This is a genomic window from Ramlibacter paludis (assembly GCF_022012305.1).
Lineage (GTDB): Bacteria > Pseudomonadota > Gammaproteobacteria > Burkholderiales > Burkholderiaceae_C > Ramlibacter > Ramlibacter paludis.
Map to the genome: position 1 here is coordinate 63,111 of NZ_JAKLTM010000009.1, position 14,062 is coordinate 77,172.

At 68.9% G+C, this 14,062-nt stretch carries 15 protein-coding genes; 11 read left to right on the forward strand and 4 right to left on the reverse strand.

Annotated elements, in window-relative coordinates; genetic code table 11:
• Positions 1-54 precede the first annotated feature (54 nt).
• Positions 55-1,014 (forward strand): alpha/beta hydrolase, encoded by a 960-nt coding sequence (locus LZ009_RS23125; protein WP_275700355.1) that lies wholly within the window; start codon positions 55-57, stop codon positions 1,012-1,014.
• Between the two features lies 1 nt (position 1,015).
• Here the strand turns inward: LZ009_RS23125 and mnmA are convergent, their stop codons facing one another.
• Complete coding sequence (mnmA, locus tag LZ009_RS23130; protein ID WP_275700356.1) at positions 1,016-2,134, reverse strand: tRNA 2-thiouridine(34) synthase MnmA; 1,119 nt, start codon at positions 2,132-2,134, stop codon at positions 1,016-1,018.
• A gap of 32 nt (positions 2,135-2,166) precedes the next feature.
• On the opposite strand from mnmA, the gene LZ009_RS23135 reads away from it, so the two are divergent.
• On the forward strand, positions 2,167-3,504 hold the full coding sequence (locus LZ009_RS23135; RefSeq protein WP_275700357.1) for a hypothetical protein: 1,338 nt from the start codon (positions 2,167-2,169) through the stop codon (positions 3,502-3,504).
• 36 nt (positions 3,505-3,540) lie between these two features.
• On the opposite strand, the gene LZ009_RS23140 is transcribed toward LZ009_RS23135, so the two are convergent.
• Positions 3,541-4,023, reverse strand: a complete 483-nt coding sequence (locus LZ009_RS23140) for an NUDIX hydrolase (protein WP_275700358.1) — start codon at positions 4,021-4,023, stop codon at positions 3,541-3,543.
• Positions 4,024-4,080: 57 nt separating this feature from the next.
• On the opposite strand from LZ009_RS23140, the gene LZ009_RS23145 reads away from it, so the two are divergent.
• Genes LZ009_RS23145 through LZ009_RS23160 form a run of 4 tightly spaced genes read left to right on the forward strand, consistent with a single transcriptional unit; the run spans position 4,081 to position 6,252 of the window.
• Positions 4,081-4,830 (forward strand): MotA/TolQ/ExbB proton channel family protein, encoded by a 750-nt coding sequence (locus LZ009_RS23145; RefSeq protein WP_346730775.1) that lies wholly within the window; start codon positions 4,081-4,083, stop codon positions 4,828-4,830.
• Positions 4,830-5,252, forward strand: coding sequence for an ExbD/TolR family protein (locus LZ009_RS23150; RefSeq protein WP_275700360.1), 423 nt, complete (start codon positions 4,830-4,832; stop codon positions 5,250-5,252). The genes LZ009_RS23145 and LZ009_RS23150 overlap by 1 nt, the downstream gene beginning before the upstream one ends.
• Positions 5,253-5,258: 6 nt before the next feature.
• Complete coding sequence (locus LZ009_RS23155) at positions 5,259-5,675, forward strand: ExbD/TolR family protein (protein WP_275700361.1); 417 nt, start codon at positions 5,259-5,261, stop codon at positions 5,673-5,675.
• Between the two features lie 4 nt (positions 5,676-5,679).
• Entirely contained in the window at positions 5,680-6,252 is a 573-nt protein-coding gene (locus tag LZ009_RS23160) for a diguanylate cyclase (protein ID WP_275700362.1), read from the forward strand.
• A 1-nt stretch (position 6,253) separates the two neighbouring features.
• On the opposite strand, the gene LZ009_RS23165 is transcribed toward LZ009_RS23160, so the two are convergent.
• The gene (locus LZ009_RS23165) at positions 6,254-6,976 is read right to left on the reverse strand and encodes a hypothetical protein (protein ID WP_275700363.1); all 723 of its coding nucleotides are present in this window, start codon (positions 6,974-6,976) and stop codon (positions 6,254-6,256) included.
• Positions 6,977-7,041: 65 nt separating this feature from the next.
• The gene (locus LZ009_RS23170) at positions 7,042-8,172 is read right to left on the reverse strand and encodes a metallophosphoesterase (RefSeq protein ID WP_275700364.1); all 1,131 of its coding nucleotides are present in this window, start codon (positions 8,170-8,172) and stop codon (positions 7,042-7,044) included.
• Positions 8,173-8,280: 108 nt separating this feature from the next.
• On the opposite strand from LZ009_RS23170, the gene LZ009_RS23175 reads away from it, so the two are divergent.
• The 5 genes from LZ009_RS23175 (at position 8,281) to LZ009_RS23195 (ending at position 14,062) form a co-directional block, all read left to right on the forward strand.
• Positions 8,281-9,396 (forward strand): Re/Si-specific NAD(P)(+) transhydrogenase subunit alpha, encoded by a 1,116-nt coding sequence (locus LZ009_RS23175; protein WP_275700365.1) that lies wholly within the window; start codon positions 8,281-8,283, stop codon positions 9,394-9,396.
• A 4-nt stretch (positions 9,397-9,400) separates the two neighbouring features.
• Positions 9,401-9,712, forward strand: coding sequence for an NAD(P) transhydrogenase subunit alpha part 2 (locus tag LZ009_RS23180; protein ID WP_275700366.1), 312 nt, complete (start codon positions 9,401-9,403; stop codon positions 9,710-9,712).
• On the forward strand, positions 9,709-11,136 hold the full coding sequence (locus tag LZ009_RS23185; protein WP_275700367.1) for an NAD(P)(+) transhydrogenase (Re/Si-specific) subunit beta: 1,428 nt from the start codon (positions 9,709-9,711) through the stop codon (positions 11,134-11,136). Before LZ009_RS23180 ends, LZ009_RS23185 begins: the two co-directional genes overlap by 4 nt.
• A gap of 91 nt (positions 11,137-11,227) precedes the next feature.
• Positions 11,228-12,913 carry a long-chain-fatty-acid--CoA ligase gene (locus LZ009_RS23190; protein ID WP_275700368.1) on the forward strand — a complete coding sequence of 562 codons (1,686 nt, stop codon included), beginning with the start codon at positions 11,228-11,230 and terminating at the stop codon, positions 12,911-12,913.
• Between the two features lie 135 nt (positions 12,914-13,048).
• The gene (locus LZ009_RS23195) at positions 13,049-14,062 is read left to right on the forward strand and encodes an ABC transporter permease subunit (protein WP_275700369.1); all 1,014 of its coding nucleotides are present in this window, start codon (positions 13,049-13,051) and stop codon (positions 14,060-14,062) included.

Consider the following 14,062-nt stretch of genomic DNA (forward strand, 5'->3'; position numbering starts at 1 on the left):
TGGTCGATAATAGCGCCACCTATGATCCGGCGCAAGAACAAGCCCGGAGACACCATGCGACTCATCCTTGCCGCGACCCTGTCCGCCTTGCTGGCCGCCTGTGCCTCGTCTCCCGTGCCCGACCCGTCCTTGAGCAGCGGCTCCGTGCTGTCGCAGGTGCCGCCCGCCATCGCGGCGGAACTCGTGAAGATCGGCCGCGTCGTCGCCCCGCCGCCGACCGCCGCCCTGTATGCGCCGCTGCAGCAGCGCGAGCCGTATGCCGGCGTGCGGGTGGAGCGCGATGCGCGCTATGGCGCGGACGCGCAGCGCAACCTGCTCGACGTGTTCACGCCCGCGGCGCCGGGCGCGGCGCGGCCGGTGCTGGTGTTCGTGCACGGCGGCGCCTTCATGGGCGGCAACAAGCGCACCGGCGACAGCCCCTTCTACGACAACATCCTGGTCTGGGCGGTGAACAACGGCATGGTCGGCGTCAACATGACCTACCGCCTCGCGCCGCAGCACGCCTGGCCGGCCGCGCAGGAAGACATCGCGGCTGTCTTGCGCTGGGTGCGCGCGAACATCGCGGCGCGCGGCGGCGATCCGTCGCGGATCTACCTGATGGGCCACTCGGCCGGCGCCGCCCACGTCGCGCAGTACGTCGGGCATCCGCGCTTCCACGTCGCGCCCGGCGGCGGCATTGCCGGCGCGATCATGGTGTCGGGGCTGTTCGATCCGTCGACGGCCGAGGCGAACGCGCCGCTGCAAGCCTATTTCGGCAAGGATCCTTCGGTGTATGAAGCGCGCTCGGCCTTGCCGGGGATGGTGGCGTCAAGGCTGCCGATGCTGTTCGCCTACGCGGAACTCGATCCTTCGGACTTCCACCGGCAGGCGAGCCAGGCCAATGCGGCGCTGTGCGAGGCGAAGCGCTGCGCGCCCATGCTGCTGCTGCAGGGGCACAGCCACATGTCGGAGGTGTATTCGATCAACACGGCGGATCACGCGTTGACGGATGCGATCCGGGCGTTCGTGCGCTGATTCAGGCCGCGGTCGCGCCGGCGATCACGCCGCCACCCAGGCACACCTCGCCGTCGTACAACACCGCCGATTGCCCCGGCGTCACCGCCCACTGCGGGTCGCCGAACTCCAGCGCGAAGCCGTCGTCCGCGTCCTCCAGCGTGCAAGGCGCATCCGCCTGCCGGTAGCGCGTCTTGGCGGCATAGCTGCCCGGCGCGGGCGCCTCGCCCGAGGTCCAGCTCACGTCGTCCGCTTCCAGGGCCGACGACAGCAGCCACGGGTGGTCATGCCCTTGCACGACCCACAGCGTGTTGTTCTCGATGTCCTTGCGCGCGACGAACCACGGCGCATGCTCGCCGCCGCCGCGCTGCGCGCCCTTTTCCTTCACGCCGCCGATGCCCAGCCCCTGGCGCTGGCCCAGCGTGTAGAAGCTCAGGCCCTGGTGCTTGCCGATCACGCGGCCGCGCTCGTCCTTGATCGGGCCCGGCTCTTTCTGGATATAGCGGTTCAGGAACTCGCGAAACGGCCGCTCGCCGATGAAGCAGATGCCGGTCGAGTCCTTCTTCTTCGCGTTGGGCAGGCCGATCTCCTCGGCGATGCGCCGCACCTCGGTCTTGCGCAGTTCGCCCACCGGGAACAGCGTCTTCGCCAGCTGCGCCTGGTTGAGGCGGTGCAGGAAGTAGCTCTGGTCCTTGCTCTCGTCCAGGCCCTTCAGCAGCTCGAACCTGCCGTCGCGCTCGCGCACCCGCGCGTAGTGGCCGGTCGCGATCTTCTCCGCGCCCAGGCGCATGGCGTGGTCGAGGAAGGCCTTGAACTTGATCTCGGCGTTGCACAGCACATCCGGATTGGGCGTGCGGCCGGCCTGGTACTCGCGCAGGAACTCGGCGAAGACGCGGTCCTTGTATTCGGCCGCGAAGTTCACGTGCTCGATCGGAATGCCGATGACGTCGGCCACGCTCGCCGCATCGACGAAGTCGACGTTCGACGAGCAGTATTCGCTGTCGTCGTCGTCTTCCCAGTTCTTCATGAAGATGGCGACCACGTCGTAGCCCTGCTGCTTGAGCAGGTACGCCGTGACCGCGGAGTCCACGCCCCCGCTCAAGCCGACGACCACGCGGGGCCGGGATTCCTTCGTTGCCATGTATGCGATTATCCCGGCGCGACCATATCCCCATGCTGGACCGGCCCAACATCCTCGCCCTGCCGCGGCAGAAGCCTTCGCCCGCGGCCCTGGCCGCCTCGGGGGCGCTGCACGTGGCGCTGGCCTGGCTGCTGCTGCAGTACACGCCGGTGCAGCAGGCGGTGCGCTACGTGGTGACGCAGGTGGTGCGGCCGCAAAGCGCGAACCCGCCGGCGACGAGTCCGGCGGCCGCCTCCAGTCCGCCGCCCAGCCGCGCGATCACGCTGCCCGGCCCGCGCGGCAGCAGCGCCGAATCGCCCGACCTGTTTTCGAACACGCCGCAGTCCAGCGTGCCGATGCAGGTGACCGACCAGTTGCCCGACACGCTCAAGCCCGCGCGCAAGAAGCGCCGCCGCGCGCAGCCGGCGCCGGAGCCGGCGCGCGAGGAAGCCCCGGCGGCCGTGCCATCGCCCGCGCTGAAGTCCGAAACGCAGCTGAGGCTGCCGGAGCCCGTGCAGGAAGTAGCGCCTGCCCCGCCGCCGGAGCCCGCGCCGCCGCCGCCTTTGCCCGTGCCCGAACCGGTGCCTGTTCCTGCACCGGCGCCGGTGCCCGTCCCGGCGCCGGCTCCTGTGCCGGTTCCCGCGCCCGCGCCGGTTCCCGCACCGGCCCCCGTACCCGCGCCGGCGCCTGTGCCTGTGCCGGCACCCGCTCCCGCACCGGTGCCGGCCCCGGCACCGGTCCCGGCGCCTCCCGCACCGGCGCCCGTCCCGGCACCGCCCGCGCCGGCCCCGGTTCCCGCGCCCCCAGCCCCCGCGCCGGTTCCCGCGCCGCCCGCACCGGCTGCGGTCCCGGCGCCGCCGGCGCCCGCCCCGGTACCGGCACCCCCTGCACCCGCGGCTCCTCCGGCGCCGGCCGCTCCGGTGGCGGCGCCGGCGGCGCCTTCCCCCGCGCCCGCTGCTCCCGCGCCCTCGGCTCCGGCCCCGGCCGCGCCCGGACCTGCGATCAGCGCGCCCCCTGGCCCCGCAACGAGCGGGCCGTCCACCGGTCCGGGCACGGCGGCGCCACCACCGTCCGCGCCTGGCCCCGGCTGGGGCACGCCCGGCGTGGCGTCGCCGGCCGCGCCCCGCGCCTTGCCGCCCGCGCCCGTGATCCTGCCGCCGGCGCCGCCCTTGCTGCGCGGCCCTTACGCCACGCCGCAGCGCCGCAGCCTCGCCGACATGGCCAACGAGCAGCTGCGGCGCGGCAAGCCCAAGGATGCGTTGCAGGAAGGGATGGAGGGCGCAGGGCGCGACGACTGCCTGCATGCGCCGGAGAAGGAGGGGTCGGTGGGCGGCCTGCTGGCGCTGCCGCAGACCATCGAGCGGGCGATGACGGGCAAGTGCGCGAAGTGATGGCCTGCGGTGGGGTCGCGCCAGCGATCCCGCCCATCACGACACGTTGTAGACGCTCGGGTCGGTATGCACGCTGTCCAGCGGCAACCTGATCCCCGCCAGGTAGTCGTCGATGCACCGCAACACCATCGGGCTCCGATGCCGGTCCGCGCTGGCCCGCAGCTCATCGAGCGTCATCCACAAGGTGCGCACGATGCCTTCGTCCAGCGGCCGCCCGGGTTCCTGCTCGCCGAGCTCGCCGCAGAAGGCAAAGCGCAGGTAGGTGATGTCCTCGCCGTCGGCCTGCTTCACGAAGCGCGCCATGTAGACGCCCACCAGCGCCGTCGGCTTGAAGTGCCAGGCGGTCTCTTCCAGCGCTTCGCGCGCGCACGCCTGCGGCAAGGACTCGCCGGGGTCCAGGTGCCCGGCCGGCGTGTTGAGGCGCAGGCCGCCGGAGGTTTCTTCTTCGATGATGAGGAAGCGGCCATCGCGTTCGATGATCGCGGCCACGGTGACACTGGGTCGCCAACGATTGCTCATTGGCGGATTATGGTCGTGTAGTCCAGAATGCGGGCGTCCTGCGCTCCCTCCAAATCCATGCATCGCTTCCTGCTCGCCCTCGCCCTCCTTGCCTCCAGCTTCGCCGCCACGGCGCAGGCGGCCCTTCCGGCCATCCAGGCGCCGGCGGCGGCGGCCAACCCCTATGGCCTGGGCGCGCTCTGGGCGCAGGGCGATCCGGTCGCGCGGGGCACCATCCTCGTGCTGGCCATCATGTCGCTGGCCAGCTGGTACGTGCTGATCACCAAGCTGCTGGCGCAGTCGCGCATGGGCGGCCAGGGCCGCGCCGCCAACCAGAGCTTCTGGAAGGCCGACAGCGTGCAGAAGGGCGCCCAGCAGCTGCAGGCGGGCAGCCCCTACCGCTTCATCGCCGAGTCGGCGCTGGAAGCGGCGCGCAAGCACGACGGCCTGATCGGCAAGGTGGACATCAACACCTGGATCGCGCAGAGCATCGAGCGTGCCGTGGGCACCGTGCACAGCCGCACGCAGGAAGGCCTCGCGGTGCTGGCCACCGTGGGCTCCACCGCCCCCTTCGTCGGCCTGTTCGGCACGGTCTGGGGCATCTACAACGCGCTGGTGCGCATCGGCGCCTCGGGCTCGGCCTCGATCGACAAGGTGGCCGGCCCCGTCGGCGAGGCGCTGATCATGACGGCCATCGGCCTCGCGGTCGCGGTGCCGGCCGTGCTGGGCTACAACTGGCTGGTGCGCCGCAACAAGGTGGCGATGGACACGGTACGCGCCTTCGGCTCCGACCTGCACACGGTGCTGCTGGCGGCGGGCACGCGCTGATGGGGATCCGCTACGACACCGGGGAGGGCGAGGACGGCCTGATCGCGACGATCAACACCACGCCGCTGGTCGACGTGATGCTGGTGCTGCTGATCATCTTCCTGATCACCATCCCGGTGGTGAACAGCTCGATCGCGGTCAACCTGCCGGTGGAGACCAACCAGCAGAAGGACCCGAACCGCGAGAACGTGATCATCACGGTGGACGCGCAGGGTTCCATCTACTGGTTCGAGACGAAGCTGCCCGATGCCAGCGGCCTGCCCGAGCTGCTCGGCAAGATCGCCGGCATGCAGCCGCAGCCGGAGCTGCACATCCGCGGCGATGCGCGCGCCGACTACGCTTCCATCGGCAAGGTGGTCGAGGCCGCGCAGCAGGCCGGCATCGCCCGCATCGGCTTCCTGACCGAGCCGCCTTCGCGCTGAGCCGCCATGCACATCCGCGCCGGCACCGAGTCCGATCCCGACCCGATCGTCGACATCAACACCACGCCGCTGGTGGACGTGCTGCTGGTCCTGCTGGTGATGCTGATCATCACCATCCCGATCCAGCTGCATGCGGTGGATGTCGAGATGCCCGGCAAGAACGCGCCGCCGCCCCAGGCGCCGCCGGTGGTGGTGCAATTGGAAGTGCAGCCCGCCGGGCGCTATGCGTGGAACGGCGAAGTGCTGGCCGACCGCGCGGCCCTGGAGGCCAAGCTGCGCGACGTTGCGCAGCAGCCCGAGCAACCGGAGATCCACTTGCAGCCGCATCCGCAATCCAAGTACGACAGCGTGGCCGCCGCCTTGTCGAGCGCGCAGCGGCTGGGCCTGCAGAAGATCGGCGTGGTGAGCACGGCGCCGCGGTGACGCCATGGAAGACGCGCCGCGCCTGCTGCTGATGTATGTGGTTTATCCGGTGTGGGTGGCCTGCGGCCTGGCGGACTGGGCCTGCCACCGCCGCACCCGCATCGAGGCCACCAGCGGCATCCGGGAGAACCTCTTCCACTGGCTGCTGATGGCCGAGATCGGCGTGGCGATGCTGGCGGTGGCCTTGCTCGAGGTGAATGCGGCGATCCTGCTGCTGGTGTTCGCCTGCTTCCTCGCGCACGAACTCACGGTGTGGATCGAACTGCAGTTCGTCGCGCCGCTGCGCGAGGTGACGCCCACCGAGCAGATGATCCACAGCTTCCTGGAGTTGCTGCCGCTGCTGTCGTTGGCGCTGCTGGCTGTGCAGCATTGGGGGCAGGTGATGTCGCTGCTCGATGAATCCATGCCGGACTTCGGGCTGCGGCTGAAGGACGAGCCTTGGCCGAGCGGGTACTTGTGGGCGGCGTTCGGGGCGGCTGCGGTGTTCAACGGGTTGCCGTTGGCGGAGGAGTTATGGCGGTGCTGGCGCAGCCGCGGTTCGGCTGCGCGCTCACCACGGCCTACGGGAACGGCGTGAGTCAGGTCTCGTACTCCGGCGCCCCCTGCACCCACATGAACGACTGCAGGTCGATCATGTCCTTCGCCTTGAACCCGGGCTTGCGGTCCAGGTCGCGGCGCAACACGCTGGCGAAGGTCAGCAGGTCCTGGTACTGCGACCAGCTCGGCTTGCTGTGGTGGCCGAGCGCGTAGCCATAGAGCTGCGCCGCCTTGCGCGTCGCGCGCGGCTTGAAGAACATGTGGCGATCCGGCCGCGCGATGAAGCCGAACACCGTCGCCACCGGCCAGGTCAGCACCGGGCTGCGCGGCTGCGGGAGGTCGGCCAGTGCTTCCAGCCAGTCGTTGAAGCGCCGCTGCGGAGAGCCATGCCCGTAGAGGAAAGCATGCAGTTCGGTGGCGAACAGCCGGGCGCCGGCGGGCGTCTTCACGGCGTCGCGCAGCGCCATGCGCTCGAAGGAGAACAGCAGGTTCGCGCGCGCCTCGATGCGCACGGCGGCATCGGCGATGTCGCGGAACTCGCCGCGCGCCAGCAGCTTGCGGAAACCGGCCGGGCTCAGCTCGATGTTCCATTCCATGTGGGCGCGCTCCTTGTGCGAGCGCTCGGCCACCAGGTAGGTCTCGTCCTCGAAACCAGCCGGGTAGAACAGTTCGAACTTGCGGCGGCAAAGAGCCGCGCCGAGGTAGACGACGTTGGCGCCGGCAGCGCCGGAAGGGGGATACGGTAGGGATGCGGTGCGGGCCATGAGTCCAGTGTCCGCAGGGCGTCTAGCTCAGCCGCGTCAGACAATCCGCCACAGGCCTGTAGGACTCAGACGGACACCGCCAACCGGATCTCCGAAATTTCAGATGGTGCACCGATCCGCTTCGGCGGGCCCCAATACCCGGTGCCACGGCTGACGTAGACCCACATACGGTCGAGCTGGTGCAGCCCGGCCGTGAAGGGCTGCTGGAGCGGCACGAACAGCGACCACGGGAAGAACTGGCCGCCATGGGTATGCCCGGAGAGCTGCAGGTCGAAGCCGGCCCGCGCCGCCGCGGCCGCACTGCGCGGCTGGTGCGCAAGCAGCACCTTCACCGCATCGGGTGGCGCACCGTGGGCCGCCGCGGCCGGATCGCTGCGATGGGCCGGATCGAAGTGATGGCCGCCGACGTCGGTCACGCCGGCCAGCACCAGCTGCTCGCCCGCATGCTGCAGCACGACATGCTCGTTGTGCAGCACGCGCACGCCCAGCCGGTCCAGCTCGGCCACCCAGCCGTGCACGCCCGAGTAGTACTCGTGATTGCCGGTGACGAAGTAGGTGCCGTGGCGCGCGCGCAGGCGGGCCAGCGGCGCCACGTGCTGCGCGAGATCGGCCACGGTGCCATCGACCAGGTCGCCCGTGATGGCGACCACGTCCGCCTCCAGCGCATTGACGCGGTCGACGATCGCATCGAGGTAGCCGCCCTTGATGGTCGGGCCGACGTGGATGTCGCTGATCTGCACGATGCGGAAGCCTTCGAGCGCGGCCGGCAGGGGCGCCAGCTTCACGTCGACGCGCACGACCTGCGCGGTGCGGCGGGCGTTCGCCAGGCCGAGGACGGTGGCCAGCAGGGCCAGCACGGCGACGGCGATCGCGCTGTCGGGCGCGAACGCCGCGGGCACCTCGAGGCCAGCCTTGGCGGCGAGCGACGCGAGCAGCAACAGCAGGTCGCGCAGCAGCGTGAAGACGAACAGCGAAGAGAACAGCCCCATGGCCAGCATCCCGGCCCAGGTCAGCCGGTCGGCCAGGGGCGGACGCAGCCAGCGGCGCGCGATCAGGCCCACCGGCGTGAGCACCGTCGACAGGACCAGCCACGCCGCGAGCAGCCAGCCCGCCGCGTCCGGCAGGCCGGGAACGATGCGCGCCCCTATGTAGAAGTGCAGGGCCGCGGACAGCGCGATGAGGAAGGGCAAGGACATGGTTGGTTGAAAGACTAGTGCGCCTGGGTTACGGCAGAGTGAGCGGTTTCTTCATGTAAGCTTGGGTTCAGGATAGCCACAGACCAAGAACCGCAGAGGAGAGCCTCCATGCAGATAGGCGTCCCCGCCGAGACCACGGCGGGAGAATCCCGTGTCGCCGTCACGCCCGAGACGGCCAAGAAACTCAAGGCGCAGGGCCACACCGTGCGGGTCGCCTCCGGCGCCGGCCTCGCGGCCAGCGTCACCGACGAGGCCTACCGGGCCGCCGGCTGCGAGATCACCGACCAGTCGGGCGCCCTCGGCTGCGAACTCGTGCTGAAAGTGCGGCCGCCGCAGGAACAGGAGTTGGTGGCATTCAAGCCCGGTTCAACCCTGGTCGGCGTGCTCAACGTGTTCGACCCCGCCGGGCTGCAGCGCCTGGCCGCCACCGGCATCACCGGTTTCGCACTCGAAGCCGCGCCGCGCACCACGCGCGCGCAGAGCATGGACGTGCTGAGCTCGCAGGCCAACATCGCCGGCTACAAGGCCGTGATGATCGCGGCCAACACCTACCAGCGCTTCTTTCCGATGCTGATGACCGCCGCGGGCACCGTGAAGGCGGCGCGCGTGGTGATCCTGGGCGTCGGCGTGGCCGGCTTGCAGGCGATCGCGACGGCCAAGCGCCTGGGCGCGGTGATCGAAGCTTCGGACGTGCGGCCTTCCGTGAAGGAGCAGGTCGAGTCGCTGGGCGCCAAGTTCATCGACGTGCCTTACGAGACGCAGGAAGAAAAGGAAGCGGCCGAGGGCGTGGGCGGCTACGCGCGGCCCATGCCGCAAAGCTGGCTCGACCGGCAGAAGGCCGAAGTGGCCAAGCGCGTGGCGCAGGCCGACGTGGTCATCACCACCGCCTTGATCCCCGGCCGCCCGGCACCGGTGCTGGTGACCGAGGACATGGTCAAGTCGATGAAGCCGGGCTCGGTGATCGTCGACCTGGCGGCGCCGAACGGCGGCAACTGCCCGCTGACCGAAGCCGGCAAGACGGTGGTCAAGCACGGCGTGACGCTGGTCGGCGAGACCAACCTGGCGGCGATGGTGGCGGCGGACGCGTCCGCGCTCTACGCCCGCAACGTGCTGGACTTCCTCAAGCTCATCCTGCCCAAGGACGGCGGGCTGAAGATCGACATGGAAGACGACATCGTGGCCGCGTGCCTCGTGACCCGTGATGGACAAGTGACCAGGAAATAACACCATGGAAGTCAGCCACACCGTCATCAACCTGATCATCTTCGTGCTGGCGATCTACGTCGGCTACCACGTGGTCTGGACCGTCACGCCCGCGCTGCACACGCCGCTGATGGCCGTGACCAACGCCATCTCCGCCATCGTCATCGTCGGCGCCATGCTGGCCGCCGCGCAGACCGAGACCTGGGGCGGCCGGACGATGGGCATCCTGGCCGTCGCGCTGGCGGCGGTCAACATCTTCGGCGGCTTCCTCGTCACGCGGCGGATGCTGGAGATGTTCAAGAAGAAGGACAAGAAGCCGGTGGAGGTCAAGCAATGAGCATGAACCTCGTCACGCTGCTGTACCTGGCGGCGTCGGTCTGCTTCATCCAGGCGCTCAAGGGCCTGTCGCATCCCACCACGTCGATCCGCGGCAACGTCTTCGGCATGGTCGGCATGGCCATTGCCGCCCTGACCACCGCCGCGCTGATCGTCGAACTCTCCGGAGGCCACGGCCGCGGCCTGGTGTGGGTGCTGCTGGGCCTGGTGGTCGGCGGCGGCTACGGCGCCTACCGCGCCAAGACCGTCGAGATGACCAAGATGCCGGAGCTGGTGGCTTTCTTCCACAGCATGATCGGCCTGGCCGCGGTGTTCATCGCCATCGCCGCCGTGCTGGAACCGTCCGCGCTGATGCAGGAATTGCAGCCGAGCGCGCCTATCCCCCGCGGCAACCGGCTCGAGCTGTTCCTCGGCGCGGCCATCGGCGCCATCACCTTCAGCGGCTCGGTCATCGCCTTCGGCAAGCTTTCGGGCACCTACAAGTTCCGGCTGTTCAAGGGCGCCCCGGTGGTGTTTGCCGGCCAGCACATGCTGAACCTGGTGCTGGGCCTGGTGACGATCGGCCTCGGGCTGGTGTTCGTGTACAACGAAAGCCACGCGGCCTTCTACGCGATGCTGGCGCTGGCCTTCGTGATGGGCGTGCTGATCATCATCCCCATCGGCGGCGCCGACATGCCTGTGGTGGTGTCCATGCTCAATAGCTATTCGGGCTGGGCGGCGGCGGGCATCGGCTTCTCGCTGAACAACCAGATGCTGATCATCGCCGGCTCGCTGGTGGGCAGCTCGGGCGCGATCCTGAGCTACATCATGTGCAAGGCGATGAACCGCTCGTTCTTCAACGTGATCCTCGGCGGCTTCGGCGGCGAGGCCGGCACGGCCGCCGCGGGAACGACGGAGCAACGTCCGGTCAAGAGCGGCAGCGCCGACGACGCGGCCTTCATCCTGGGCAACGCCGAAACCGTCGTCATCGTGCCGGGCTACGGCCTGGCGGTGGCGCGCGCGCAGCACGCGGTGAAGGAGCTGGCCGAGAAGCTCACGCACAAGGGCATCACGGTGAAGTACGCGATCCACCCGGTGGCCGGCCGCATGCCGGGCCACATGAACGTGCTGCTGGCCGAGGCCGAAGTGCCTTACGACCAGGTGTTCGAGATGGAAGACATCAACGGCGAGTTCGGGCAGGCCGACGTCGCGATCATCCTGGGCGCGAACGACGTGGTGAACCCGGCCGCGCTCACCAAGGGCTCGCCAATCTACGGCATGCCGATCCTGGAAGCCTACAAGGCCAAGACCGTGATCGTGAACAAGCGCTCCATGGCCGCGGGCTACGCCGGCCTGGACAACGAGCTGTTCTACATGGACAAGACCATGATGGTGTTCGGCGACGCCAAGAAGGTCGTCGAGGACATGGTCAAGGCCGTGGAGTAGAGGCCTCTCCCTCGGAGCCTTAGGGAAAACCGGGGGAAACCCGCATACTCGGGCGGCGACAATCGCGCCCAAGGATTCGGAGCAAACAAGAATGACCAATCGCCCCTGGCTGAGCGCCTATCCCCCCGGCGTGCCGGCGGACATCGACGCCTCGCAGTACGCCTCGCTGGTGCAGCTGATGGAAGAAAGCTTCCAGAAGTTCGCCGCGCGCACCGCCTATTCCTTCATGGGCAAGGACGTGAGCTTCGGCGAAACCGATTCGCTCAGCCGCGCCTTCGCCGCCTACCTGCAGGGCCTGGGCCTGCAGAAGGGCGACCGCGTCGCCATCATGATGCCCAACGTGCCACAGTACCCGGTGGCCGTCGCCGCCATCCTGCGCGCCGGCTTCGTGGTGGTGAACGTCAACCCGCTGTACACGCCGCGCGAGCTGGAGCACCAGCTGAAGGACTCCGGCTCCAAGGCCATCGTCATCATCGAGAACTTCGCCAACACGCTGCAGCAGTGCATCGCCCACACGCCGGTGCAGCACGTGGTGCTGGCCACCATGGGCGACATGCTCGGCGGCCTGAAGGGCGGCCTCGTCAACTACGTGGTGCGCAAGGTCAAGAAGATGGTGCCGGCCTACAGCCTGCCCAACGCGGTGAAGTTCAAGGAAGCGATCGCCCGCGGCCAGCGCGGCACGCTGCGCAAGCCCGAGATCAAGCCCGACGACGTGGCGGTGCTGCAGTACACGGGCGGCACCACCGGCGTCTCCAAGGGCGCGGTGCTGCTGCACCGGAACGTGATCGCCAACGTGCTGCAGTCCGAGGCGTGGAACGCGCCGGTGATGGACAAGGTGCCGAAGAACGAGCAGTCCACCGGCGTCTGCGCGCTGCCGCTCTACCACATCTTCGCCTTCACGGTCGGCATGATGCTGTCGCTGCGCACCGGCGCCAAGCTCATTCTCATCCCGAACCCGCGCGACCTGCCGGCGGTGCTGAAGGAACTGGCCAAGCACAAGTTCCACAGCTTCCCCGCGGTGAACACGCTGTTCAACGGCCTGGCCAACCATCCGGACTTCAACAAGGTCGACTGGAGCAACCTCAAGGTCTCCGTCGGCGGCGGCATGGCCGTGCAGGGCGCGGTGGCCAAGCTCTGGCTGGACAAGACCGGCTGCCCGATCTGCGAGGGCTACGGCCTGTCGGAGACCTCGCCTTCGGCCAGCTGCAATCCGGTGACCAGCACGACCTTCACCGGCACCATCGGCGTGCCGCTGCCCTCGACCGAGATGAAGTGCGTGGACGACGACGGCAACGACGTCGCCCTTGGCCAGCCCGGCGAGATTGCGATCAAGGGCCCGCAGGTGATGGCGGGCTACTGGCAGCGCCCGGACGAGACGGCCAAGGTCATGACGGCCGACGGCTTCTTCAAGAGCGGCGACATCGGCGTGATGGACGAGCGCGGCTACTTCAAGATCGTCGACCGCAAGAAGGACATGGTGCTGGTCTCCGGCTTCAACGTGTACCCGAACGAAGTCGAGGACGTCGTGATGCTGCTGCCGGGCGTGGGCGAATGCGCGGTGGTGGGCGTGCCCGACGACAAGACCGGCGAGGCCGTGAAGCTGGTGATCGTGAAGAAGGACCCGGCGCTCACCGAGGAGAAGGTGCGCGAATACTGCGCCGCCAACCTCACCGGCTACAAGCGCCCGCGCGTCATCGAGTTCCGCACCGACCTGCCGAAGACGCCGGTCGGGAAGATCCTGCGGCGTGAGCTGCGGGACAAGAAGATAGCCGCCTGATTCCAACACGAGGCATGTCATCCCGGGCTTGACCCGGGATCCATGCCTTTCACACTGGCGCGCTCCTTGCGTTCGCTCCTGGACCCCGGGTCAAGCCCGGGGTGACAAACGTGTTCGTGCGACCACAATAATTAAATGCTCCGCTTCATCCTGACCCGCCTCTCGCTGGTCATCCCGACCTTCTTCGGGATGACGCTGCTGGCGTTCTTCCTGATCCGGCTGGTCCCCGGCGACCCGATCGAGACGCTCGCCGGCGAGCGCGGCATCGACGCAGCCCGCCACGCCAAGCTGCTGCACGAATACGGCCTGGACCGCCCGGTGCTGGTGCAGTACGGCATCTATATCGCCAAGGTGCTCAAGGGCGACCTCGGCAAATCCATCATCACGCAGGAGCCCGTGATGCGCGAGTTCCTGGCGCTGTTCCCGGCGACCATCGAGCTCGCCGTATGCGCGATCCTGTTCGCGCTGCTGCTGGGCATTCCGGCGGGCATCGTCGCGGCGGTCAAGCGCAACTCGGTGTTCGACCACGGCGTGATGGCCACTTCGCTCACCGGCTACTCGATGCCGATCTTCTGGTGGGGCCTGCTGCTGATCCTGCTGTTCTCGGTGCAGCTGGGCTGGACGCCGGTGTCGGGCCGCATGGACGTCAAGTACTTCATCGAGCCGCGCACCGGCTTCCTGCTGGTCGACGCGCTGATGTCCGACGACAAGGGCGCCTTCATCTCCGCGGCCAAGCACCTGATCCTGCCGACCATCGTGCTCGGCACCAACCCGCTGGCGGTCGTCGCGCGCATGACGCGCTCGGCCATGCTGGAAGTGCTGGGGGAGGACTACATCCGCACCGCCCGCGCCAAGGGCCTGCCGCCCTTCAAGGTGATCGGCGTGCACGCGCTGCGCAACGCGCTGATCCCGGTGGTGACCGTCATCGGCCTGCAGGTGGGCGTGCTGTTCACCGGCGCCATCCTCACCGAGACCATCTTTTCCTGGCCGGGCGTCGGCAAGTGGCTGATCGAAGCCATCAACCGGCGCGACTATCCGGTGCTGCAGGGCGGCATGCTGCTGCTGGGCGTGATCGTGATGACCGTCAACCTGCTGGTCGACGTGGCCTACGGCTTCATCAATCCCCGCATCCGGCAAGGGGGGCACTGA

Bases quoted from the DNA above. Each gene is read 5' to 3' on its own strand.
- LZ009_RS23125 (WP_275700355.1), top strand. From the start codon at position 55: ATGCGACTCATCCTTGCCGCGACCCTGTCCGCCTTGCTGGCCGCCTGT.
- mnmA (WP_275700356.1), bottom strand. From the start codon at position 2,134: ATGGCAACGAAGGAATCCCGGCCCCGCGTGGTCGTCGGCTTGAGCGGG.
- LZ009_RS23135 (WP_275700357.1), top strand. From the start codon at position 2,167: ATGCTGGACCGGCCCAACATCCTCGCCCTGCCGCGGCAGAAGCCTTCG.
- LZ009_RS23140 (WP_275700358.1), bottom strand. From the start codon at position 4,023: ATGAGCAATCGTTGGCGACCCAGTGTCACCGTGGCCGCGATCATCGAA.
- LZ009_RS23145 (WP_346730775.1), top strand. From the start codon at position 4,081: ATGCATCGCTTCCTGCTCGCCCTCGCCCTCCTTGCCTCCAGCTTCGCC.
- LZ009_RS23150 (WP_275700360.1), top strand. From the start codon at position 4,830: ATGGGGATCCGCTACGACACCGGGGAGGGCGAGGACGGCCTGATCGCG.
- LZ009_RS23155 (WP_275700361.1), top strand. From the start codon at position 5,259: ATGCACATCCGCGCCGGCACCGAGTCCGATCCCGACCCGATCGTCGAC.
- LZ009_RS23160 (WP_275700362.1), top strand. From the start codon at position 5,680: ATGGAAGACGCGCCGCGCCTGCTGCTGATGTATGTGGTTTATCCGGTG.
- LZ009_RS23165 (WP_275700363.1), bottom strand. From the start codon at position 6,976: ATGGCCCGCACCGCATCCCTACCGTATCCCCCTTCCGGCGCTGCCGGC.
- LZ009_RS23170 (WP_275700364.1), bottom strand. From the start codon at position 8,172: ATGTCCTTGCCCTTCCTCATCGCGCTGTCCGCGGCCCTGCACTTCTAC.
- LZ009_RS23175 (WP_275700365.1), top strand. From the start codon at position 8,281: ATGCAGATAGGCGTCCCCGCCGAGACCACGGCGGGAGAATCCCGTGTC.
- LZ009_RS23180 (WP_275700366.1), top strand. From the start codon at position 9,401: ATGGAAGTCAGCCACACCGTCATCAACCTGATCATCTTCGTGCTGGCG.
- LZ009_RS23185 (WP_275700367.1), top strand. From the start codon at position 9,709: ATGAGCATGAACCTCGTCACGCTGCTGTACCTGGCGGCGTCGGTCTGC.
- LZ009_RS23190 (WP_275700368.1), top strand. From the start codon at position 11,228: ATGACCAATCGCCCCTGGCTGAGCGCCTATCCCCCCGGCGTGCCGGCG.
- LZ009_RS23195 (WP_275700369.1), top strand. From the start codon at position 13,049: ATGCTCCGCTTCATCCTGACCCGCCTCTCGCTGGTCATCCCGACCTTC.